The following is a 23883-nucleotide window of genomic DNA, read 5'->3' as shown; positions in this document are numbered from 1 at the left end:
GCGCTACACCCCGAATCTTTTTATTTTTTCAATTGCTCTGTTTCTCAAAAACGATGCAAAGGTACGACTTTTTTTTATATGTGCAAACGTTTGAAGTGATTTTTTTCCACTTTTTTTCGTGCTATTATTTATTAAATTATAAATCAGCATATTAACTTCATTTTTTTCATCCGCAACAAAGAAATTTCAGTGTAAAACAACTCCCCTTCCCTATTTCACTACTTGCCGAGATACTTCCACCATGTAAATTCATAATTTGTTTGCATAAACTGAGTCCGATACCACTACCTGTCGACTTCGTTGTGAAAAAAGGAACAAAGATTTTATCCAAAACTTCAGGAAGAATACCACTACCATTATCACAGACAGAAAGGAAAAATAGATGTTTGTCTAAATCACAATGTGTACTAATAATAACTTCGGGATAGGTTTGCTCTACACAAGCCTCACCTGCATTCTTTAGTAAATTGATTAATACTTGTTCTATCTGTGAACGATCTAGCATCAGAATCGTTTCTGGGTTTTCTACTTTATATATATATTGTATGTTTTTATTAGGGAATAGTTTTTTCATATCACTCAACAACTCACCTATATTTACTGGAGCCAGTATCGGGACAGACAGACGAGAAAGTTTACGATAGTTTTCCACAAAATTCAGTAATCCTTTACTTCTTCTATGAATAGTCTGCATCCCTTGCAACATGATATTGTAATCTTTCTCATTCATACCATTTTGCACAGCACGCTCACTTAATGTTTCACTTAATGAAATAATGGGTGCAATGGAGTTCATTATTTCATGAGTAAGTACACGAATCAGCTTTTGCCATGCTTCCATTTCATTTTCCTCCAATACAGCACGGATATTCTTTAAATTAACTAACCGGAGTTCCGTACCATGTTGAGCGGAATATTCGGATACCGTAACAGCCAATTCTTGTAGAGTATCTCCTTTATGTATTCGTACTGTTTTAATTTCTCCAGGCTGTAATGACAGGATAATAGTAGGAAATTCAGAATTTAACAGAGCCAATTCCCTGACTGAATGAATACAATAGCCGCACAAATCCTGCATGGCGGCCCGGTTCATCCAATGTATATTGCACAGACTATCTACTACCAGCAAACTGCTGTCAACAGTATTCAATAATGTTTCATAATATTGATATCGCTCTTCATTCTCGGACAACCGAGTACGGAATTCAGCAACAACATTATTTATTTCTTGTGCCAATCGTTGTTCTGTACGAGTTTTGTGCTGGGTAGAAAAACTCAAAGAGAAATCTGCATAACGAATACCTTCTATCATTCGTGATATCATACGGGTCGTTTTATATTGCCACTGACAGATATAGATGATAATACTTGCCATAATCATCAGCGAAAATAACAAGCAAAAATAGAGTGAATGTTGATAAAACAGATATGCAGCTATAGCTACTACCCCCATCAGTAACATACAAGCTATCATCCGTAAAGTTTGTAAACGATTCATAAACCTAATTTTTCAAGTTTCCGATAAAGAGCGTAACGGGTAATCCCCAAATATTCCGCTGCACGACTCAAGTTTCCTTCGCTGCGCTTCATAGCACGTTCTATGGCATTGCGTTCTAATTGTTCCAAGTTCAGTATCTCATCCGTATTCACCCTCTTCTCGGGTTGTGGCTGCAACATGAAATTTGCAGGCTTTAACAATGGCGAGTCCGAAAGAATAATCGCCCGTTCTATGGCATGCTGTAATTCGCGTACATTACCCGGCCAATGGTAACGCATGAGTTTCTGCTTGGCTTCGCGGTTCAGTCCGTTTATCTCTTTCTTATATTTATGAGTATACCGTTGTAAGAAATAATCAGCCAATAAGAGCACATCCTCTCCCCTTTCCCGCAAGGGAGGAATGGCAATCTCGATCGTATTGATGCGATACAACAGATCTTGACGGAAATTGCCCTCCTCCACCAATTGTCGGATATTTACATTCGTTGCGCTTATCAACCGAACATCAATAGGAATTATATCCGTTGCTCCCAAACGTGAAATCTGCCGCTTTTCTATGGCTGTTAGCAATTTGGATTGCATAGGTAATGACAAATTCCCTATCTCATCCAAAAAAAGCGTTCCTCCTGATGCCACCTCCATACGTCCCGCTTTTGCTTTACGGGCATCTGTAAAAGCCCCTTTTTCATAGCCGAACAATTCACTTTCGAACAATGATTCTGGTATGCTCCCCAAGTCAATCGTTATAAAAGGACATTCACGACGAGGAGAAAAATAACGTAGAGAACGGGCCACCAAATCTTTACCGGTTCCATTTTCACCCAATATCAAAATATTAGCATCAGTATCCGATAATTTCCGAATAGTATCAAAAACCTCTCGCATAGGCGCTGAGTGCCCTATCATCTGAGGCATCTCTTCATCCTGCCCGCTCAATGCTACAACTTGTTCTTTCAGTTGCCTGACCTCTTTACGAGAATCACGAAGTTTGATAGCCGACGAAAGCGTAGCAAGTAGTTTTTCTTTTTCCCAAGGTTTGGGAATAAAGTCAATAGCTCCAGCCTTAATAGCCCGTACAGCTTTATCTGTATCTGCATAAGCAGTCATAAACAAGACAATAGCCTGCGGGTCTAATTTTAATATCTGTTCTAGACAATTGAACCCTTCCTGCCCGCTGATAGCATCCCGGCGGAAATTCATATCAAGCAGAATAACATCAGGTTGAAAAGTAGTCATAAAATGCTCAATACGAGTCGGTTGAGTAGTAACTTTTATTTTTTCTACGTAGGGTTCCAATAAAAGGTTTAGTGCAAAAAGCACGTCCTCATTATCATCTATAATCAATATTTTTCCTTTTGTATTCATTATTTTATCCTCATATACATTATTATACGAATAAAAGATTTTCTATCCGCTATTTTGCAAAGATATTGTTTTTTTTAGTGTGTTGTCTGTGCGAATACGCACTATTTTTGTGCGTATCCGCACAGAGACGTTTTTATTTTTTAGCCCACAAAATTCTGGTAAACAAAGAGATAAGATAATGGCACACTATTTGATTAGTCTATAATACTAATATATTAAGTTATGAAAAAAAAATCAATAATAGTTATCAGTTTATGCCTTGTAGCAAGCATAGTAATTCTATCCAGCAATAAGATCTATATGCTTTATATAGGTGACTGCCGTCAATTGTGGGAAGAAGCACAAACCCACTATGTCAATCGACAATATGAAAAAGCACGCGAGTTATTAGAAAAGATAGCTCGCATTGATACGGCCCATCATGCCCAATATCTGACAGGCGACATGTATTTAAAAGGCTTAGGAGGTGAAATTGATTATGATAAAGCTTTGAAACTTTTTCATCAATCGGCAACGGGCGGAAACACTTATGCTGAAAACAATATAGGTTTTATGTACACATATGGTTTGGGAGTCACTAAGGATTACAGCCAAGCATTCAAATGGTTGAACAAAGCTGCCACTCAAGGAAATCCAGAAGCTCAAATTGGTATGGGGAGCCTTTATAAAAATGGTTGGGGAGTACGTAAAGATTGTTACATTGCTATGACTTGGTACCTACGTTCTGTGGCTCATGGTAATACGGACGCCATGAACAATATCGGTTATTTATATAAAAACGGACTTGGGGTTCCCAAAGACTTTGAAGAAGCTTATTTTTGGTTTAAAAAAGCAGCAGATAAGAATAATCCGATAGCTCAATATAATATAGGAAATATGTATTGTTATGGCGAGGGAATGGAAAAAGATTTTGCTAAAGGAGCCAAGTGGCTGACTAAAGCTGCTTTACAGGGGAATGCTCCTGCACAATATAACCTGGGTCGCATGTATCAGTGGGGTAAAGGCGTAGAGAAAGACTTACAACAAGCCCGGTTCTGGTTCCAAAAAGCTATAGACAACGGTCATGAAAAAGCAAAGGAAGCATTAACCAAAATAAAAAGCGACTTATCCGAAAAAGACACTGAAGACTCGTTCCTGTTTCCCTAACTATAAGACAAAAATACTAATAGGTATAAAGACATAAAAAAACGAACATGAAACTATATTGTATTATAGCACTTTCCCTTCTGCTTCGCCCGGAAACAGCCGCAGCACAACAAGAAGAATTAATGACACTGAGTTTGCAACAAGCTATTGAAATAGCACAAGAAAACTCACCGGAAGCACAAGCTGCCCGTCATACCTATCGGGCAGCTTATTGGAACTACCGTTTTTTCCGGGCGAATTATCTTCCCTCCGTCACATTAACTTCATCTCCTACCCTGAATCGGGAGATAAACAAAATTACCCAACCGGATGGAACAAACCAATTTATCCAGCAAGACCAGTTAAGCACAGACCTCAGCCTTAAAATAAATCAAAATATATGGTTCACCGGTGGCAGCTTGTTTGTAAAAAGTACCACCCAACGCATTGATGAATTTGAAGATAATCATACAGCGTATAACACCCAACCCGTAGTAATAGGTTACGAACAGCAACTTTTTGGATATAACTCTTTAAAATGGGATCGTCGTATCGAACCCCTTCGCTACCGGGAAGCCCGTAAAGCATATGCAGAAGCATTGGAACTTGTAGCCTCAGAAACCAGCACTCTTTTCTTCAACTTGGCTACTGCACAAACCAATCTTGACATAGCTACCTACAACTATGCTTCTGCTGATACTTTATACAGATATGCCGAAGGAAGATATAATATAGGAACAATAACTGAAAACGAAATGCTACAGCTGGAAATAAACAAACTGACAGAAGAAACCAATATGATGAATGCCCGTATCGAAGTAGAGGACCAAATGCAAACACTCCGTTCCTTCCTTGGTATTAATCGGGAAATAAATTTACGAGTTGTTCCGGAAGACAGTATTCCTCAATTTGAAATCTCTTTACAAAAAGCATTACAACTGGCATTCAAAAACAGTCCCGACCCTGACACTTATAAACGCAAACAATTGGAAAGCCGCAGCGCATTAGCTTCTGCAAAAGCCAATGCGGGTTTGAAAGCTGACCTGTATGTACAATTCGGGCTTTCTCAAACCGGAAATAAATTTGCAGATTCTTACCGAAACCCCATGAATCAACAATATGCCAGTATTGGTATTTCTTTACCTATCCTAGATTGGGGTCGTGGAAAAGGACGCGTCCGTGTAGCTCGTTCCAATGTAGACTTAGTAGATACACAAGCTGAACAGGGAATGAAAGATTTTGAATTGAATGTATGTAAAATGGTCCGTCAGTTCAATCTTCAAGCATACCGTGTAGCAGTAGCCGCCAAGACGGACAAGACGGCCGACCGACGCCATGATGTAGCACGTCGGCTTTATATCTTGGGAAAATCGACAATCCTGGACCTCAATGCCGCCATTACAGAAAAAGATACCGCACGGAGAAATTATATAACAGCTTTGAAAACTTATTGGAGTCTGTATTATGGTCTTAGAAGTATGACGGGATATGATTTCCTCAGAAAAGCAGAGATTTCATGTACTATACCTAAACCTTAACTACACGACAGGTATAAATGACCTTTGTATTATCGCCATGCATTAAAAAAGAAATAAAAAAATTATATCAAAAAACATAAACTAATGGATATAAAAATTGAAAAGAAACCGTGGTACATCCGCTATCGCTACTATATGATAGCTGCACTGACCTTTATTATCTTCCTTATCTATGTGATAAGCCTTTCATTAGGTCCTCGCAAACTGCGTATCGAAACAGACAACATTCAGATAGCCGAAGTAAAAGACGACAAATTTATGGAGTATGTAGATGTGGAAGGACTGGTGCAACCCATTCTTACCATCAAAGTAAATACTCGTGAGGGCGGCAGTGTAGACCGCATTGTTGGAGAAGAAGGGAATATGATGAAACAAGGTGACACCTTGTTGATATTGACTAATCCGGATCTGATTCGTTCCATTGAAGACCAACGTGACGAGTGGGAAAAACAACGAATCACTTATAAAGAGAAAGAGATAGAAATGGAACAAAAGAGTCTGACACTGAAGCAACAAACATTACAGGCACAATATGAAATGGAACGACTGCGCAAAAGCTTCGGATTGGACAAAGAGGAATTCAAAATGGGAATTAAGAGCAAGGCTGAGCTTCAAGTATCTGAAGATGAATATAAGTATAAACTGAAAAATACGGCATTACAAATGGAAAGTCTGAAACATGATTCATCCGTAACTCTTATCCGCAAAGAACTATTGAGAAATGATCTGGAACGTGAAAGCAAAAAACTGAAACGTGCGGAAGAACGGTTGGAAGACTTGATAGTAAAAGCTCCGATTGGCGGCCAACTAAGTTTTGTGAAAGTTACTCCCGGTCAACAGGTTGCTTCGGGAGAAAGTATAGCTGAAATAAAAGTGCTGGATCAATATAAAATTCATGCTTCTTTAAGTGAATATTATATTGACCGCATCACAACAGGTCTTCCGGCTACCGTAAACTATCAAGGAAAACGCTACCCGCTGAAAATTACTAAAGTAGTTCCTGAGGTAAAAGACCGCATGTTTGATGTGGACTTGGTATTTACCGGAGAAATGCCCGAGAATGTCCGTGTAGGAAAGAGCTTCCGAGTACAAATAGAATTGGGCCAACCCGAACAAGCTATAGTTATCCCACGTGGAAACTTCTACCAGTCTACTGGAGGACAATGGATTTACAAAATAAACTCATCAAAAACAAAAGCTGTAAAAGTTCCATTGAACATAGGACGCCAAAACCCGCTTCAATATGAAATCACAGAAGGTTTACAGCCTGGAGAATTTGTAGTTATCACAGGATATGATACCTTTGGTGACGCGGAAGAATTAATATTAAAATAAAACATGCAAAATGAGAACTTTGAAATATGCCTGGCGCTTCTTAATGCGTTCTAAATCATATACTATCATTAATTTGCTGGGACTAGCATTCAGTCTGGCATGCAGCATCATCCTAATACGGTATATCCATAGGGAACTGACGGTGGATGCACATAGCGTAGATCCGGAACATATCATCATTCCGTTACGGGATATGGAAGGAAACATTCATCCGGGAAGTTTGCAACAAGATTGGACGGAAGCGGATTCTGTTTATATCCTTGACCATCAAATAGTGGAGCAATGCCGTCTCATGCTACAGCAACGAGACAATGTGGTATACGAGAACAGCAACTATGCAATGAATATAGCAGCTGTAGATTCCACTTTTTTTCACTTTTTCCACTATCCGATTGTGGCTGGCGAAGCTAGTTTAGAAGCTCCCAATGACGCCATTATCACCCAACACTATGCTCGTAATATATTTGGCAAAGAAAATCCGATAGGTAAAGTATTGGAATATTATGGTAAAAATATCACTATCAAGGGGGTGATCGGAGAATTGGACTGCAAATCATTACTTCAGTTCGATATACTAGTATCATACAGATTGATAGAACGCTGGCAACGTATGGATATATCACTGATGCGTATACTCCCCGGAGTAAATCTAGACAAAATAAACAAAATCAGCAATGTGTACAGAAAAGATAAAAGAGGAAACAGAATACGTTGGAAGTTTATTGCTTGGAAAGATTTATACTGGGAAAATTCCATCGGTCACGATGACGATTACGATTCCATTATGCAATTCGGGAACCGTACGCACCTGTATATTCTTTCAGGAGTAACCATATTGCTATTATTGGTGGGTATATTGAATTTCATCAATATTTATATGGTATTTATGATGAAACGTTCTAAAGAATATGGAGTAAAAAAAGTATTCGGCTTGCAGCGTCTGCCTTTGTTTTTACAAATATGGATGGAAAATCAGTTATTAGCCTTTGCCGCACTGCTAACCGCCTGGCTGTTGATAGAAGCAACCCAAGTACCAGTCAGCCGGTTGATGAATGAACAAATTAGCTATTCGGCATTCGACTGGAAATTGTCTTTGGGATTCATCATATTATTACCTTTAGTCACTTCTATTTATCCATACATCAGATACAATTATCTCCCTCCTATTGTATCTATTCGTTCAATAACATCAAACCGTCATGCTATCACTGTACGTATGACATTCCTTTTTTTCCAATACGTTATAACCATATTACTCCTTATCTTGTCATTTTACTTTGGCAAGCAACTGCATTTCCTGCTGAATACCTCTCCCGGATATCGGACAGAAAGAATTCTTAGAGCTGAGTTGTTACACGAGAACAAAAATTATCTGCGCTCTGAAACAGAAGAAAAGCGCAATGAGCGCTTTGCCCGCCAAGACCGTATCAAGCAACTATTAAACGAGTGTCCTCACATTGAAATGTGGATGAGTTCCCATTATTCTATATTAAGGGGAAGCTCTATCTGCATGTTGTTAAATGACCAAGATACCCGTCAACCCATGCTCACCCTATTTCCTTCCCCACAATTCTTCCAACTGTATGATTTGAAAGTACTGGAAGGAGAAATCCCCCAAAAATTTGAAGGTTGGAGTGACTATAAAATGGTACTAAACAAAGCAGCAATGAAAGCCATGGGCTATGCGCAACTAGAAGATGCTTTTGTACGCAGCGAATCTCCACTTTGGATTAGTGTCAGCGAAAAAGGAGAAATGGAAGAAGGTGGAACCAAACTTATGCCTGTAGTGGCTGTAATAGACGATTATTACCCAAGCCATCTCACTGAAGGAATAAAACCGATGGCATTTGTCGTGGGGCCCAGCAGTGGCAACAGCGATTTTTTGATTGCCGTCAACCCCGATAAAGAAAAAGAAGTCATAGAATATCTGAAGAAAACAGAGAAAGAAATATATAATACCGAAGACTTCACCTATACTTGGTTGACAGATGAAGTTCACAAACTTTATGCTCAGGACCGTCAAACAGCAAATATTTATTTCGTCTTTGCCTTGATAGCAATCATCATCTCCTGTTTGGGATTATTTGGATTATCCTTATTTGATATCCGACAACGTTATCGTGAAATTGCCATCCGCAAAGTAAATGGTGCAGGGATGAAAGACCTTTACCTGCTATTATTCCGCAAATATATCAAAGTAATAGGTTGTGCATTTGTATTGGCTGTTCCACTTGCCCATTACCTCATATATATGTATACACAGGATTTTGTGCTAAAAACACCTATAGGTATAGGGATTTATTTAGCAGTTCTAGCTATCATTTCCTTTATTTCATCAAGCACAGTAATTTGGCAAATACACAAAGCTGCTCAAATTGATCCCGCAAAAATTATAAGATCAGAATAAACACACATAAAATATGAAAACACTGAAATATTCCTGGCGCTTTTTAATGCGTTCTAAATCGTATACTATCATTAATTTGCTGGGACTGGCATGCAGTCTGGCATGCAGCATCATCTTGATGCGATATATCCATAGAGAACTGACAGTGGACACACATTGCATCGACAGGGAGCATGTGTATGCCATCTGTACCAATACAGAAGGCAACCGGGGACTAAGTGGACTGAAACAATATAACTATGATACCATTTCTATTGACAATCGTTTCGTAGAAGCTATGACCACCTATATTCCATTGGAAAAGGACTATGTCATTTCCGGTACCAACCGTATTCCGGCACGTTGCCTCGTTACCGACAGTGTCTTTTTTCAGTTATTTCATTATCCTATAGTGCAAGGAAAGCTATCTCTCACAACACCTCAGTCGGCATTATTAACGGAAAAATACGCCCGCAAGATTTTCGGTAATGAAAATCCTATAGGTAAAATACTACGTTATAGTAATGGCAAAGACATTACCATAGAAGGCATTGTAGGAGAACCTGAGTGCAAAACTACAATTAACTTTGATATCATCCTCTCTTCTAAATTATCCCAACATTGGGAAAGGATGAATACGGAGCTCTATCGTTTCCTACCCGGTACAGATATAAATGCCATAAATAAGACAGGTAGTGTTCCACGGTATATAAATGATCCTGAATATGACACTCGCACACATACTTTTTCTTTAATTTCTGTGAAGGATATTTACTGGGACGGTTCTTTAACTGACCGTGAACCTGCTATGTTTCTTTCGGGAAACCGTTCTCACTTAATCATTTTGTCGGGCGTATGCCTGTTATTGCTCCTCACCGGCATCTTGAATTTTATTAATCTTTATCTGGTGGCATTATTACGTCGCGGAAAAGAATATGGATTGAAGAAAGTATTTGGCGTATGCGGCAGAACATTGTTTGCCAATATATGGATTGAAAATACATTACTAGTTCTGAGCGCCTTATTAGTATCTTGGCTTATTATTGAAATAATGTCTGCCCCTACTGAATATTTGTTCGACACTCACTTTTCTTATACGGCTTTCGACGGATGGCTTTCGGCAAGTATTTTATTATTGTTACCAGTAATAACTTCTATTTATCCATACATTAAATACAATTACACCTCCCCCATTCTTTCCATTCGCTCTATCGGTGCCCAAAGTCATTCCAAACATTTTCGTATGTTCTTTCTAGGGGCACAGTATATTATAACTTTTTTGTTAGTGGTACTTTCACTTTATTTTAATCGACAACTTGGAATGTTATTAAGTACCGAGCCGGGCTTTCGTACTAAAAACATAATGAATGTAAATTTAGTATATGAATCGAAAGATTTTAGCAGCTATACTTATGAAAGTATGCAACAACGCCGCCAACGTGTCATGCAATTGGATAATGAACTTAATGCATGCCCCTTTATTGAATTGTACGAACCTAGCTATGAGAATATCCTTACTCCTACCTTTGGTACAAATTATTTGAACAATAAAGGAGAAAAGGTGTTTCTAAATATTCATTACGCCACTCCTGCATTTTTCAAATTATATGATATAAAAGTAATTGAAGGTGAGATACCCGATATAAATAAAGAAGACCGGCGCACTGTTTTTGTTGTAAACAAAGCCGCACTGAAAGCATTAGGCTATACTTCAATCAATGGCGTTGGAGTGATTGAAGAAAATCAAAAAAAGGCTAATGCTAACGCTTCTCTTCAACCTATTGTTGCAGTAGTAGAGGATTATTTTGAAGGACATTTGACATCTGGAATCAAGCCTACTATCTATCCTGTCGGAGCACGGTTCAGTGGTGATCTCTATCAGATAGCTTATACACCCGGCAAAAAGAAAGAAGTGATTGATTTCTTACGTAATTTGGAATATAAACTCTATGGAAGTGAAGACTTTGAATATACTTTTCTGGAAGATGATATCAAAGCAATGTATACACAAGACCGCCAAACAGCCACTATTTATTCTATTTTTGCAAGTATAGCTATTATTATTTCCAGTCTTGGTTTGTTAGGGATTTCTCTTTTTGACATTCGCCAACGATATCGGGAAATAGCGATTCGTAAAGTGAACGGTGCAAGTGCCAAAGACCTTTACCGACTGTTATTCCGCAAATATATAACCGTTTTAATTATAGCATTTGTCATAGCTATTCCTTTGGCTTGTTATCTGATAAATACCTATACTCAGGATTTTGCAGTAAGGGCACCTGTCAGTATAGACATTTTTATCATATCATTGCTGTTGGTAATAATCATATCACTGGGCACCTTAGCATACCAAATACAAAAGGCGGCACATATTAATCCGACGCAAATCATGAAAACAGAATAATTTTATAAAACAACGGAAATATGTTAAGGCATTATATAAAAATGGCAATGCGCCACTTATTAAAATATAAGATACAAAATCTGATATCTATCGTAGGGCTATCTGTCGGGATATTATGTTTTAGTATCTGTCTTTATTGTAGCCGGTTCATCAGCGAAGTAGATTCTTGCTTTTCCAATAAGGAACGCATAGCAGACATAAATTTATGTACAACACGGGGAGATTTGTATTCTGGTATTCCGGCAACAACGATTGAAGAATTGCGTAAACTTAGATTCGATGAGGTTCAAGATTTTACCTTTACCGTTTATCCCCGAGAGCGGAGTTACAACGTAGAGATAAAAGAAGGGAAAGAATTACCATACGATCATTTGATGACAATGGAAGTAGACTCTCTTTTTAGGAAAGTATTCACTCCCCAAATACTACAGGGATCATGGGAAGTAGCCTCCAACACCCCCAATGCCATTATACTGACCCGCTCTTTAGCAAAAAAGATTTTCGGTGAGTCAGAAAATCCCATAGGCAAACGTATGATATTGACACAACGTCTTTTTACAGCACCGGATACCACTCCTCGTACTGGAGGCATAACCTATACCATTCAGGCCGTGATAGAAGATATTCCCCTGAATACCAGCCTGAGTTTTCTTGAGAAACTGGATATGCTAACTTTGAATGACAGTGAAGGAACATTGCAATTCAACGGTCGTGATAATATGACCGGAGGTTTTGGTTTTGCTCTGCTACGTCCAGGTAAAACAGCCCGAAAATTAGAAGCCCGTTTTCGCTCCATAAATATGAAGCACTACATGTATGACGAAGAAACAGCTATAACCGCCTCACCCTTTGGAGAGAAATTTTGGGATAAGTCCATCGCTCCTTATTTTGCAGGAATAACCATGATAGTAGGCCTGCTGATCTTACTGACCGGACTTCTTAATTTCTTCCATTTTCTTATGGGAACTTTCTTGAATCGTAACCGTGAATACGGGATACGCAAAGTTATGGGCAGTGGAAACCAGCGACTTTTTTACCAACTCTTTGTCCAGTCTGTCATCATTGCATTCATCGCTTTCTTGTTTACGTTCTGCTTGATTGAAATAATCAGCCCCTATTTGAATTTCAATTTATTTAATTATGTTCTTATCATTGAAAAGAACCTCTTGTTTATACAGACCACAGAGTATATGATATTCATCTTATTTTTATGTATGATATTATGCTTTATAACTGTATTGCGCATATATTACACATCTATCCAGACAGAGATTCATGGCAGTGAGATAAAACGTCATAAACATGGAATGCGAAATATACTGTTAGGTATCCAATTTTTTATATGCTGGATTTTCGTCGCATTTACCGTAGCTCTTTATATGCAAGCGGAAAAAACGGAATCTACCCTATTCAACACATTGACTGAAAAAGAAAAAGCCAATATACTAAGTTTCTCCATAGATTATATGTTTATGAAGAATGAAGAGAAACTGGCTTTAATAGAACGTATATCCAAATTTTCCGGTGTACAAGACAAATTATTGGCAGACATCAGTTATCTGAAAGGTATATCAGGTACTGGGATGCAAATGGAAAAAGGTAACCCGGAAAGCAGTTTTGAAGTAAATGTCATGAATGTTTCCACTAACTTCTTCCAATTCATGAACATACCTTTACTATCGGGACACACATTAAAAGCCAAAGAGGATTTGGTAGTAGACAAAACATGGGCGGAACGCCAGAAAAAAGATCCGTTAGGAACTATTTTATACAATTACTCGGAAAGCTATACCATTTGCGGTATATGTGGCGATTTTATCGCCAATGTATATAATCAAAGTCCTGGATTTGTATTCTTACCCAGCGACTTCAATTATTATGTAGGTCATTGCTATCTGAAATGCGAGCCGGGGAAAACGGCTGAAATAAAAAAAATGATAGAAAAAACATTGCAAGAAACACTTCCGGAAAGTATTCACCCTCAAGTCACTACATTGCAGGAGGATATATATGAAGCACAAGCAACAGAAAATAAATTGAAAGGGATTATCCTGTTCTTTTCTATCGTCAGCCTGCTCATTACCTTGTTGGGAGTTTATTCGACCATCACATTGGATACGGAACGCAGACAAAAGGAAGTAGCTATCCGGAAGGTAAATGGAGCAGGATTGAAACAGATTATTTTATTGTTTGCCCGCCTTTATATAAGACTGCTGACTGTTTCCGCAGTTATTGCATTTCCATTTATTTATATAGTCATACAAATGTGGAAAAAAGCATATATTGTATTCTTTAATGACGGTATCATATATTGGGCAGGAATTTTCACCGGAATAACATTTATTACGGCCCTCACGGTATTATTCCGTATTCTGAGAATAGCACGAATTAATCCGGCAGAAGTAATCAAGAACGAATGATAAGAAATAGATTCAACTATGATAAAACATTGTCTGAAAATAGCAATCAGGAACTTAGTAAAGTACAAAGTCCAATCGGCAGTCAGTATTCTAGGACTGGCTGTAGGATTTGTCTGTTTTTCATTATCCCTTTACTGGATACATTATGAAATGACATACGACCATTTCCGCCAGGATGCCGACCGTATCTATATGGTACGCACTAATGACGAATATACGGAAGGGAAAATTTCAACACGAGTTCCCTATTCTTTAGCCGCTTATTTGGCCCAGCACTTTCCGGATATAGCAGTTGCCGCCCCCTTTCATCTCATTTCTGAACGAATCAGCGTGAATGACAAATATCAGGATGCCGTTTTTTCATCAGCAGACAGTGCATGGATGAATCTGATGGATATCCGGATTATTAAGGGAAACCGTAACTTTATGCTCCCCAAAGATAATGCCGAAATAGCAATCACTGAAGAAGCTGCAAAAAAATGGTTCAGAACGGAAGACCCGATAGGAAAAGAGGTGAAAATGCTCAGACGTACCAAAAAAATTTGTGCCATTGTCCAAGCTGAAAACAGACATACCAATTTTCCTTTTGACTTTATAGGCAACCCAGAATTGGGAAAAACCTGGTGGTATATCACTTGGAGCATACTGATTAAGGTAAAGCCGGATACAGACATTGAAGAATTAGAATCAAAAATCAATGCCAACCTGCCTGCCGAACTGAAACAAGTGACATTGACCAGAAAAACCGGCATTGAACGGATTATACTTACTCCGCTTTCCAAACTACATGATGCAAAAGATTTCCGAGATGATAAAGAAGCTGGAATAACTTTTCAGTATATCATCTATTTTTCAATAGCCGGTATATTAATCATAACGTGTGCGTTAATCAATTATCTCACCTTATTTATTAACCGCATGAGAGTCCGTCAACGGGAAATGGCACTGCGAATGATACACGGTGCCAACATCCGCTCGCTTGTTTCTCTCTTAACTGTGGAATTTTTGCTTCTGTTGGCGTGTGCAGTTACTACCGGATTTCTGCTGATAGAAATATGCTTTCCATCTTTCATAGAACTTACAGGAATTGATACAGCAAAATCCTCTTTATACGGAGAAGCCTTTCTTTTCATCGGTTTGATCTCCCTAATTATATTGACTGCCATTATCGGACTTTTATATATACTATATCATCGTTCCCTACACCTCTCTTTGCGTTACAATACCGGAAGGAGTACCGGTACACAGTTACGTAGAGGAAGTATAGTTCTTCAATTGTTTGTCTGTTTGTCTTTTATAGGATGTACCGTGTTGATAAACCAACAATTGGATTACCTGCGTCACCGCGATTTAGGATTGAAAATTAAGAATCGGGGCAGCTTCTCTGTTATGGGAGACATGGATTATACTCCTTTAATAAGAAAAATAAAAGAACTTCCCATGATAACCGAAGTTATGCAACCTGACTATTACCCCATAGTATCACAACTGACAGCTATCGGACAATTTGACAATTGGGAGGGACTGGATATTCCTATTGATACGCCAGTTCCGGTTAAGTTATTTTTAGGGAAAGAAGATTTTTTCCGTTTTTACGATATCACCTTATTAGCCGGTGAATGGCTTGATGACCTATCTACTTATGAAGACATCATTATCAATGAATCACTGGCGCGCCGAATGGGATGGAGCCCACAAGAAGCCATCGGCAAACATATTATACAATCATACATTACCTATACAATTGTCGGCGTAGTGAAGGATTGCCATTATGGAGCACCGACTTTACCCATTCCCCATACAGGCTTTCTGGTTGGAGAACAAATGGGATTAATGCAGCGTTCTGCCGGTATCTTATTCAAATATAAAGAAGGAACGTGGAATGAATGTCGTAAAGCCCTTGAACACCTTTACCAGACCGAATGTTCTCCTGAGAATATCTTGCGTCTGAACAGTGAAGAAGAAGTATATAATAATTACCTGCGTTCCGAAGAAATGCTGACCCGGCTGCTTAGTTTCGCGTCTTTAGTATGTATTCTTACCGCCATGTTCGGCATTTATTCTTTAGTAACACTTACTTGCGAACAACGTCGTAAAGAAATTGCAATACGTAAAGTAAATGGAGCCACAGTATGGAGCATTCTATTCCTGTTTTTCCGGGAATATCTAATCATGCTTTGTATTGCTGCACTGTTCGCTTTTCCAATCACATACGTCATTATCAAGCAATGGATATTAAACTATGTCCGGCAGGTCAGTATCAGTCCATTACCATTCATCCTTATTCTTATAGGGCTGGCTCTGACAGTCATAGCAGGAATCAGTTGGCGGGTATGGAAAGCAGCCAACGAGAATCCTGCAGAAGTAATCAAAAACGAATAACTTTTAAAATATAAGATTATGATCAAAACAGTAAACTTGCAGAAAATCTTCAAAACAGAAGAAGTCGAAACATGGGCATTGAACAATGTCAATCTAGAAATTAAAGCAGGCGAATTTGTAGCCATCATGGGACCATCCGGTTGTGGAAAGTCCACCCTGCTGAATATCCTCGGCCTTTTGGACAATCCTACGGGAGGCACTTACGAACTGAACGGAACAGACGTTTCCAAATTTACCGAAGCACAACGCACCAATTTACGTAAAGGAGTCATCGGATTCGTGTTCCAGAGCTTTAACCTGATTGATGAATTAAATGTATTCGAAAATATCGAATTACCCTTATTGTATATGGGAATTCCGGCGACAGAACGCAAACGTCGGGTAGAAGATGCCATGAACCGTATGGCTATTGCTCATCGAGTAAAACATTTCCCACAACAACTATCTGGCGGACAGCAACAACGTGTTGCAATAGCCCGTGCTGTAGTAGCAAATCCGAAACTGATTCTAGCAGATGAGCCTACCGGTAATCTGGATTCCAAGAACGGCAAGGAAGTAATGGAACTTTTGACCGAGCTGAATAAAGAAGGAACAACAATTGTTATGGTTACCCACTCCCAACACGATTCCGGCTATGCAGGAAGAACCATTAATTTGTTTGACGGACAGGTGGTGAATGAAATAAAAATATAAATTAATTTATCATTGAGGTGGTTTAACCACCTCAATGATAACAAAAGGATATTATAACAATGAACATCTTCTTAAACATCAAACTTATTGTCCGCAACTGGTGGCGGAACAAACTTTTTTTTCTGATTTCACTATTCAGTCTTACAGCTGGATTAGGATGCACCAATCTGCTTATGACTTTTTTTATCCATGAATATAATGTGGAAAAATATAATACCGACCGTAACCTCATTTATCTATTACGTCAAGACTCTCCAATGGAAGAAGGTATTAAAGTAGCCTACTCTACCTCAGACGCAGCCACACAGATAAAAGAAAAATATGCTGAAATTACAGATATTCTGCATGTGAACGGAATGTCTGGTAATCTTTGCAAATATAATGGAACAGATATCAAACAGTTTCTTTTTATCAGTGCCGACTCTACTTTAAATCAATTTTTCCCTTATACAACTTTAGAAGGCAGCCTGGAAGAAGTCCTCACGACCCCGGACAAAGTTGCTGTAAACAAAAGATTTGCTCACCGACTTTTCGGAAATCATTCCGGAATTGGAGAAATCCTGGAAATAATCAACGAAGAAGGACAAAGTAAAAGTTATAAAGTAGCAGCTATATTAGAAGATCGTCCACAATCTTTTCTGCATTTTGATTTGCTGACAGGACTATCCGACAAATCATGGGGAGGTCCCGTATTATTAAAACTACAACCAGGTGCATCTCCCTTAGCTTTACAGGAAAAAATTAAAAAAGACAAGATTCCAACTTTAGTACCGGATTCACAATATTATATTGATCCGATAAAAGAACTATACTTTAATACTGGAAAAGACAGTAAGCAGCAACAGTTGGCTTTCTTCCAACACTGTGACGTATTATTACTATATATCAGTCTGATTTCAGCCCTGCTTGTACTTATCATCGCTTGTTTCAACTATACAAATCTGACTCTCTCACGTATCATGCAGCAACTTAAAATGATACATATAGAGAAATTGATGGGAGCAAAATCAAAAGAAATCCGCAGTCAGTTATTTCTTGATGCAGCACTTACCGTTTTATTTGCATTCCTGTTATCATTATTGCTTATTAATGACATGCTGCCGTGGTTTAATGATCTGTTGTCTACCCACCTCTTCTTCTCTTTCTTTTTCAGCTGGCAAGTTCTACCTTTACTTTTATCCTTCATTTTCTTCATGGCTGTCATTCCCGGTCTGTATATCAGCCATAAACTCTCTCAACAGACTTTGAGCAAGTATCGGCAAACTTATACAGGAAGGAAAAAGCAACAATTTATATGGTTGCTTGTTACCATCCAGTTTATATTTTCAATCGGGTTAGTGTATGCAACCACTCTTACACAAAAACAAATGAATCTAATCAAATCCCGTGCATACCATTACGAAAATACAATAGAAATAGGAAATGGCACCCTTCCTCTGTTTCCGCTCTATCAGGAACTGAAACAAATGGATGGGATAGAGTCTATAAGTCTTTCCATGAGTTCTGTACTTTACTGTTGGCTTCGTGAGCTTCCTATCCGACAAACAGACGGTAGTATCCAACATAATTTTATAGCACACATCCCTACTGACACAGCTTTCTTCCAAACCATGCATATCCGACAAATTGCCGGAGTATCTCCCTCCCAAGCCTGTCGGGAATATACTCATCCGGCTTTTATCAATGAAAACCTTGCGCGTTTGCTGAACATAGATGTTTCCCACATAGGCCATAAACTAAATGAATTTGATGGATTCTCGGATTCATTAAGTATTATTGCAGGTATTTTCAAGAATTTCCCATTTAACTCCCTGGAAGAAGAAATCGGTGGTCAACAAATATCTATTGGAACAGAACAGGATTTAATTCAGAAAGGAACATTCATACAAATGAAACTCATTCCTGAATATTATAAAGAAACATTGGTATCTATTGAAAAATTATGGAAGGAAATGAATGGTGACAGAGGTTTCAAATATGTAGATATGCATAAAGAATTTATGTTGCGTAATAACAAAGTAATTATACTCTCCCGAATCCTTATCAGCTACTCATTTATTGCATTGACCCTGACCTGTTTTGGCCTGTTCGGTATTTCATGGTACGCTGTACGTCATCGTACCCGTGAAATTGCAATCCGTAAAGTGCATGGTGCTTCCAATTGGGAAATAGTATGGTTACTAAACCGTTCTTTTCTATGGCAAATACTAGTAGCATACATCATCGCTGTTCCGATAACGTGGTTATTAATGCAACATTGGCTGGAGCAATTTGCTTATCGAATTTCAGCCACACAATGGAATTTCCTGACTCCTATTCTTATTGTATTGGTAATTACAACCATTACGATAACAATACATAGTTATCTTAGTGCACGCACTAATCCGGTAAACAGCCTGAAAACTGAATAGCAAACGTCTATGTATATGTTCTTTTTTGCTGAAAAAGCACCAAACTTACAGAAATCACAACAAGGATTATGCCCAAAGCACTGTATGTAGTAAAGAGTTCATTGAATACAAATACCCCTACCAGGACTGCCGTAAGAGGTTCTAATGCACCCAATAAAGAAGTCAACGTCGGTCCTGCCAATTTTACAGCCTTCACCAACGTGATATTAGAGATCGCAGTTGCAGGAAGTGCCAGTCCCCCAATATAGAGCCAAGTGATTACATTGGTTTCCCAACGGACCCCCTTATCATAGAAAAGTCCTCCCAGCAAAAAGAGCAAGGCTCCCAACCCCATCACATAACAAGTTAATACCGTAGAATTAACTTCCACTGCTCTAGTTTTTCTTATACCTATTATATAACCGGCATAAGAGAAAACCGATATGCAGGCCGCTATCAATCCCACCATTCTATTTCCACCATTATATTCTATATTTCCGGAAGATAAGAAAGATGCTCCTACTAATGATAAAACGATAGCAGCGAAAGTCACAATAGACTTCTTTTCTCTAAAGAAAACGGCCATTGTTACTGCAACAGCCAGCGGATACATAAAATGGATGATAGAAGCAACACCACTTGCAATATTCTGATAAGCTATGACAAGACTGAACGAAGTAAGCGCACGCAGCAAGCTCAGTCCGAAAATTGTTTTAAAATTTTTATACCCTATATGAAAATCACATTCGGTAAGAAAAGCAAAAACAAGCAAGACAACTGTAGCAACTCCCCAACGATAAGTCAGCACTTCAAAAGAAGAATATCCAATAGCCAACAAGCTTATGGAAAAAAACGGTGCCAATCCGAAAGTCGCAGAAGACACTGCTGCATATAGAATACCTTTTATCCGATTCATGTCCTTTTCAAGTAAAACGGATACAAAGATAGACAATAATACATAATAAAAAACAGGTTGCCTTTACAAAGGCAACCTGTGATATCTTATTTTATGATTTCCAACTTCTTAAAGCACTTGGTCAGTTTATCCACAGCATAGTCAACTTGTTCCTTTGTATGAGTAGCCATCAAAGCAACACGCACCAAAGTATCTTGTGGTGCACAAGCTGGTGGAATAACAGGATTAATAAATATACCCTCGTCAAATGCCAGCTTAGTCACTTCGAATGTCTTGTCCGTATCACGAACATAAAGTGGAATGATCGGACTTTCAGTATCACCGATTTCAAAACCGGCCTGACGGAAACAATCCAAAGCATAATTTGTAATCTTCCACAAATTCTCACGACGTTCGGGCTCACTCTTAAGGATATGAAGTGCAGCACGTGCAGCAGCTGTTGCAGCAGGAGTATTACTTGCAGAGAATATATATGAGCGTGAGTTGTGACGCAACCAGTTGATTGTATCTTTATCCGCAGCAACAAAACCACCGATAGAAGCCAGTGACTTTGAGAATGTACCCATAATAACATCTACCTGATCTGTCAGTCCGAAGTGATCGCAGACTCCTCGCCCGTCACGACCGAACACACCCAAGCCATGTGCTTCATCCACCATGATACTTGCATTGTATTTGTCTTTCAAACGAACAATCTCAGGCAAGTTAGCCAAATCACCTTCCATAGAGAAAACCCCATCCACCACAATCAGTTTCACAGATTCCGGTTTACACTTCTGAAGTTCTTTCTCAAGGGCTTCCATATCATTGTGCTTGTATTTCAACTGGGTGGAGAAAGAAAGACGACGTCCGTCTACGATGGAAGCATGATCACGGTCATCGCAGATAATGTAGTCATTGCGGTCTGTCAGGCAAGATACCACACCTTCATTTACAGTAAAACCGGTAGAATAAACCAATGCATCATCTTTCCCTACGAATTCCGCCAATTCCTTTTCTAACTGAACGTGCAGATCAAGCGTACCATTCAAGAAGCGTGAACCTGCACAACCTGTACCATATTTACGGGTTGCAGCAATAGCTGCTTCGATAATCCGTTCATCGTAGGTTAACCCCATATATGAGTTGGAGCCAAACATCAGCACCTTTTTACCATCCATGATAACCTCTGTATCCTGATGGCTGTCTATCTCACGAAAATAAGGGTAAACGCCTCTTTCCATGTATAGTTGAGGCAATCTGAATTTACTTAACTTGTCTTGTAATAATCCCATATCCTATTGTATATGTAAGCCTCGTCGGCCTACTTTAAAATAATGTATATAAACTCACTAATACATTCTGTCTTCAAGGTGTTCCCGTCAAAACAGGCTGCAAAGATAGTAAATTCTACAACCGATTGTACTTTTTTTCAAAAAAATATTTAGGGACATCAAAACTTTTAGGATTTAGGGTAGTTATAAACAAAATGTATTACTTTTGCGTTTAATAAAGAGCTAAACTACCAAAGTAAAAGTATGACCACAAAAAAGAAAATTGTATTTGTCGTTAATCCTATCTCGGGGACACAGGGGAAAAGAGCCATATTAAAATGGATTGACGAACGTATAAACCGTACACTTTATGATTATACGATTGTCAAAACACAATATGCCGGCCATGCTGAAAAAATTGCGGCTGCAGCTGCCAAAGAGAAAGTAGATATAGTAGTAGCTATTGGAGGAGATGGAACTATAAACGAAATAGGACGTGCACTGATACATACGGATACAGCATTAGGTATTATACCTTGCGGGTCGGGAAACGGACTAGCGCGACATTTACAAATTCCTTTGGAGCCCAAGGCTGCTATTGACATTATAAATGAAAGTTCTGTTGCCTGTATTGATTACGGAAAAATAAACAACATACCTTTTTTCTGCACATGCGGAGTAGGTTTTGACGCATTTGTCAGCTTAAAGTTTGCTGATTCAGGCAAACGCGGACTACTAACCTATCTGGAAAATACCTTGCATGAGAGTCTGAGTTACAAACCTGAAACTTATGAAATAGAAAATGAAGAAGGAACGGTAAAATACAAAGCTTTCCTGATAGCCTGCGGCAATGCCTCCCAATATGGGAATAACGCATATATTGCTCCACAAGCCTCGTTAACCGATGGTTTGATGGATGTCACAATATTAGAGCCATTCACAGTGTTGGATGTTCCTTCTTTATCTTTTCAACTTTTCAACAAAACCATAGACCAAAACAGCCGGATCAAGACATTCCGTACTAAAAAGATTAAGATACATCGTTCAAAACCCGGAGTAATGCATTATGACGGAGATCCGATCATGGGAGGAAAGGATATTGAGGTAGAATTGATTCCACACGGACTCAACATCATTGTTTCTGATAAAAAAAAAGAGAACGAACCTTTTAGTCTCTTACAACAAATATCCGAAATATTCAGTGGTATGAAGCCTAAAGCTGAAACTTTTGCTTTCCGGCACAGCCATTTATTTGAGCTTAACAAAAGTTTATTGCGTCGTCTATCCAAAAAACAATAAAAAATATCTTTTTTCTGAACATCAGTAAAGACTCTGCCAAATAAAAACAGTTTCTTTGATGATGTTCAGAATAATCCACCCTCTACATTTTCAAATAAAATTCTTTAGTCAAGGCTATATATTCTTCACTATACACATGACGTGATAATTCGATGGTCAAATCGTCTGTAACACATTTATCCACAGAGAATTTGAAAGCAAGCAATACCCGTCTGGGTTCAGTTCCAGGTTTTGTATGAATTAAAGTCTGGTGTGAGAGATGTAATCCGTAACGAGTGGCAGCCATCAAAAAAGATTCTTTACCATCAGCAGGAATAATCACAGAAAAAACACCTTCGGAATGAAGCAAACGAGCGGCAGATTCTGCTAATTTATCAAAATCAAGAAGATCTGTATGCCGAGCGATATTACGCTGCCTTTCAGGGCATTTCAATGAATCGGTAAAATAAGGAGGATTGGAAACAATAACATCAAAGAGTGTTTCCGATGTAAAATGGCAAATATCCTGCAACTCCACTTCTATCCTATCCTGCCACGGAGATGCCGCCACATTTCCACGAGCTTGTTCCACAGCATCCGCATCTATATCAACAGCTCTTATCTGGGCATTGCACCGCTGTGCCATCATCAAAGAAATCAATCCGGTCCCAGTACCAACATCTAAAATATTACGGGCAGAAACCACATCAACCCAAGCTCCCAATAAAACTCCGTCCGTACCAACCTTCATGGCACATCTATCATGATAAACAGTAAATTGCTTAAAAGAAAAATAAGGATTTGGCATACTATATTTATTAAATTAGCTGTCAAAAATAGAAAAATCCATTTAATTACTCCAATTATTAGGAAATATTTGATTTTTAAAACTCAATTAGTT

At 38.6% G+C, this 23883-nt stretch carries 15 protein-coding genes; 10 read left to right on the top strand and 5 right to left on the bottom strand.

From position 1 onward, the window contains the following. Window positions 1–166 precede the first annotated feature (166 nt). A complete protein-coding gene (locus tag AB5935_RS14090; protein ID WP_007851734.1) occupies window positions 167–1498 on the bottom strand; it encodes a sensor histidine kinase in 1332 nt (443 codons plus the stop codon). Then, entirely contained in the window at window positions 1495–2862 is a 1368-nt protein-coding gene (locus tag AB5935_RS14085; RefSeq protein ID WP_007835616.1) for a sigma-54-dependent transcriptional regulator, read from the bottom strand. The genes AB5935_RS14090 and AB5935_RS14085 overlap by 4 nt, the downstream gene beginning before the upstream one ends. 222 nt (window positions 2863–3084) lie before the next feature. Between AB5935_RS14085 and AB5935_RS14080 the strand changes: the two genes are divergently transcribed. The 9 genes from AB5935_RS14080 to AB5935_RS14040 all read left to right on the top strand — a co-directional run bounded on the left by AB5935_RS14080 (window position 3085) and on the right by AB5935_RS14040 (window position 19556). Then, a complete protein-coding gene (locus AB5935_RS14080; RefSeq protein ID WP_007848951.1) occupies window positions 3085–4008 on the top strand; it encodes a tetratricopeptide repeat protein in 924 nt (307 codons plus the stop codon). A 47-nt stretch (window positions 4009–4055) separates the two neighbouring features. After that, window positions 4056–5525: a TolC family protein gene (locus tag AB5935_RS14075; protein ID WP_007835620.1), complete on the top strand. Its 1470-nt coding sequence runs from the start codon at window positions 4056–4058 to the stop codon at window positions 5523–5525. 84 nt (window positions 5526–5609) lie between these two features. Then, window positions 5610–6860, top strand: a complete 1251-nt coding sequence (locus AB5935_RS14070) for an efflux RND transporter periplasmic adaptor subunit (protein ID WP_007842824.1) — start codon at window positions 5610–5612, stop codon at window positions 6858–6860. A 10-nt stretch (window positions 6861–6870) separates the two neighbouring features. Beyond that, complete coding sequence (locus AB5935_RS14065) at window positions 6871–9267, top strand: ABC transporter permease (protein ID WP_007842826.1); 2397 nt, start codon at window positions 6871–6873, stop codon at window positions 9265–9267. A gap of 13 nt (window positions 9268–9280) precedes the next feature. Next, window positions 9281–11650: an ABC transporter permease gene (locus tag AB5935_RS14060; RefSeq protein ID WP_007848937.1), complete on the top strand. Its 2370-nt coding sequence runs from the start codon at window positions 9281–9283 to the stop codon at window positions 11648–11650. A 20-nt stretch (window positions 11651–11670) separates the two neighbouring features. Continuing rightward, window positions 11671–14070 carry an ABC transporter permease gene (locus tag AB5935_RS14055; protein WP_038609628.1) on the top strand — a complete coding sequence of 800 codons (2400 nt, stop codon included), beginning with the start codon at window positions 11671–11673 and terminating at the stop codon, window positions 14068–14070. Window positions 14071–14088: 18 nt separating this feature from the next. Beyond that, window positions 14089–16452, top strand: a complete 2364-nt coding sequence (locus tag AB5935_RS14050) for an ABC transporter permease (protein ID WP_038609626.1) — start codon at window positions 14089–14091, stop codon at window positions 16450–16452. Window positions 16453–16470: 18 nt separating this feature from the next. Beyond that, complete coding sequence (locus AB5935_RS14045) at window positions 16471–17145, top strand: ABC transporter ATP-binding protein (protein WP_007835631.1); 675 nt, start codon at window positions 16471–16473, stop codon at window positions 17143–17145. Between the two features lie 59 nt (window positions 17146–17204). Further along, window positions 17205–19556, top strand: a complete 2352-nt coding sequence (locus AB5935_RS14040) for an ABC transporter permease (RefSeq protein WP_038609623.1) — start codon at window positions 17205–17207, stop codon at window positions 19554–19556. A gap of 7 nt (window positions 19557–19563) precedes the next feature. Here AB5935_RS14040 and AB5935_RS14035 read toward each other — a convergent pair whose 3' ends face one another. Then, complete coding sequence (locus AB5935_RS14035) at window positions 19564–20451, bottom strand: DMT family transporter (RefSeq protein ID WP_038609620.1); 888 nt, start codon at window positions 20449–20451, stop codon at window positions 19564–19566. A gap of 86 nt (window positions 20452–20537) precedes the next feature. Beyond that, on the bottom strand, window positions 20538–21725 hold the full coding sequence (spt, locus tag AB5935_RS14030; protein WP_007835634.1) for a serine palmitoyltransferase: 1188 nt from the start codon (window positions 21723–21725) through the stop codon (window positions 20538–20540). A 243-nt stretch (window positions 21726–21968) separates the two neighbouring features. On the opposite strand from spt, the gene AB5935_RS14025 reads away from it, so the two are divergent. Then, complete coding sequence (locus AB5935_RS14025; RefSeq protein WP_007835635.1) at window positions 21969–23003, top strand: diacylglycerol/lipid kinase family protein; 1035 nt, start codon at window positions 21969–21971, stop codon at window positions 23001–23003. Between the two features lie 82 nt (window positions 23004–23085). Here AB5935_RS14025 and AB5935_RS14020 read toward each other — a convergent pair whose 3' ends face one another. Then, window positions 23086–23790, bottom strand: a complete 705-nt coding sequence (locus AB5935_RS14020) for a tRNA1(Val) (adenine(37)-N6)-methyltransferase (RefSeq protein ID WP_007835636.1) — start codon at window positions 23788–23790, stop codon at window positions 23086–23088. Between the last annotated feature and the right edge of the window lie 93 nt (window positions 23791–23883).

This window comes from Phocaeicola sp. RTP21198st1_B8_RTP21198_201120 (assembly GCF_040929485.1).
In the GTDB taxonomy this organism is placed as follows: Bacteria; Bacteroidota; Bacteroidia; order Bacteroidales; family Bacteroidaceae; genus Phocaeicola; species Phocaeicola dorei.
Note: the sequence above shows the minus strand (reverse complement) of the source record. Positions and strands in the feature narration are given on the sequence as shown.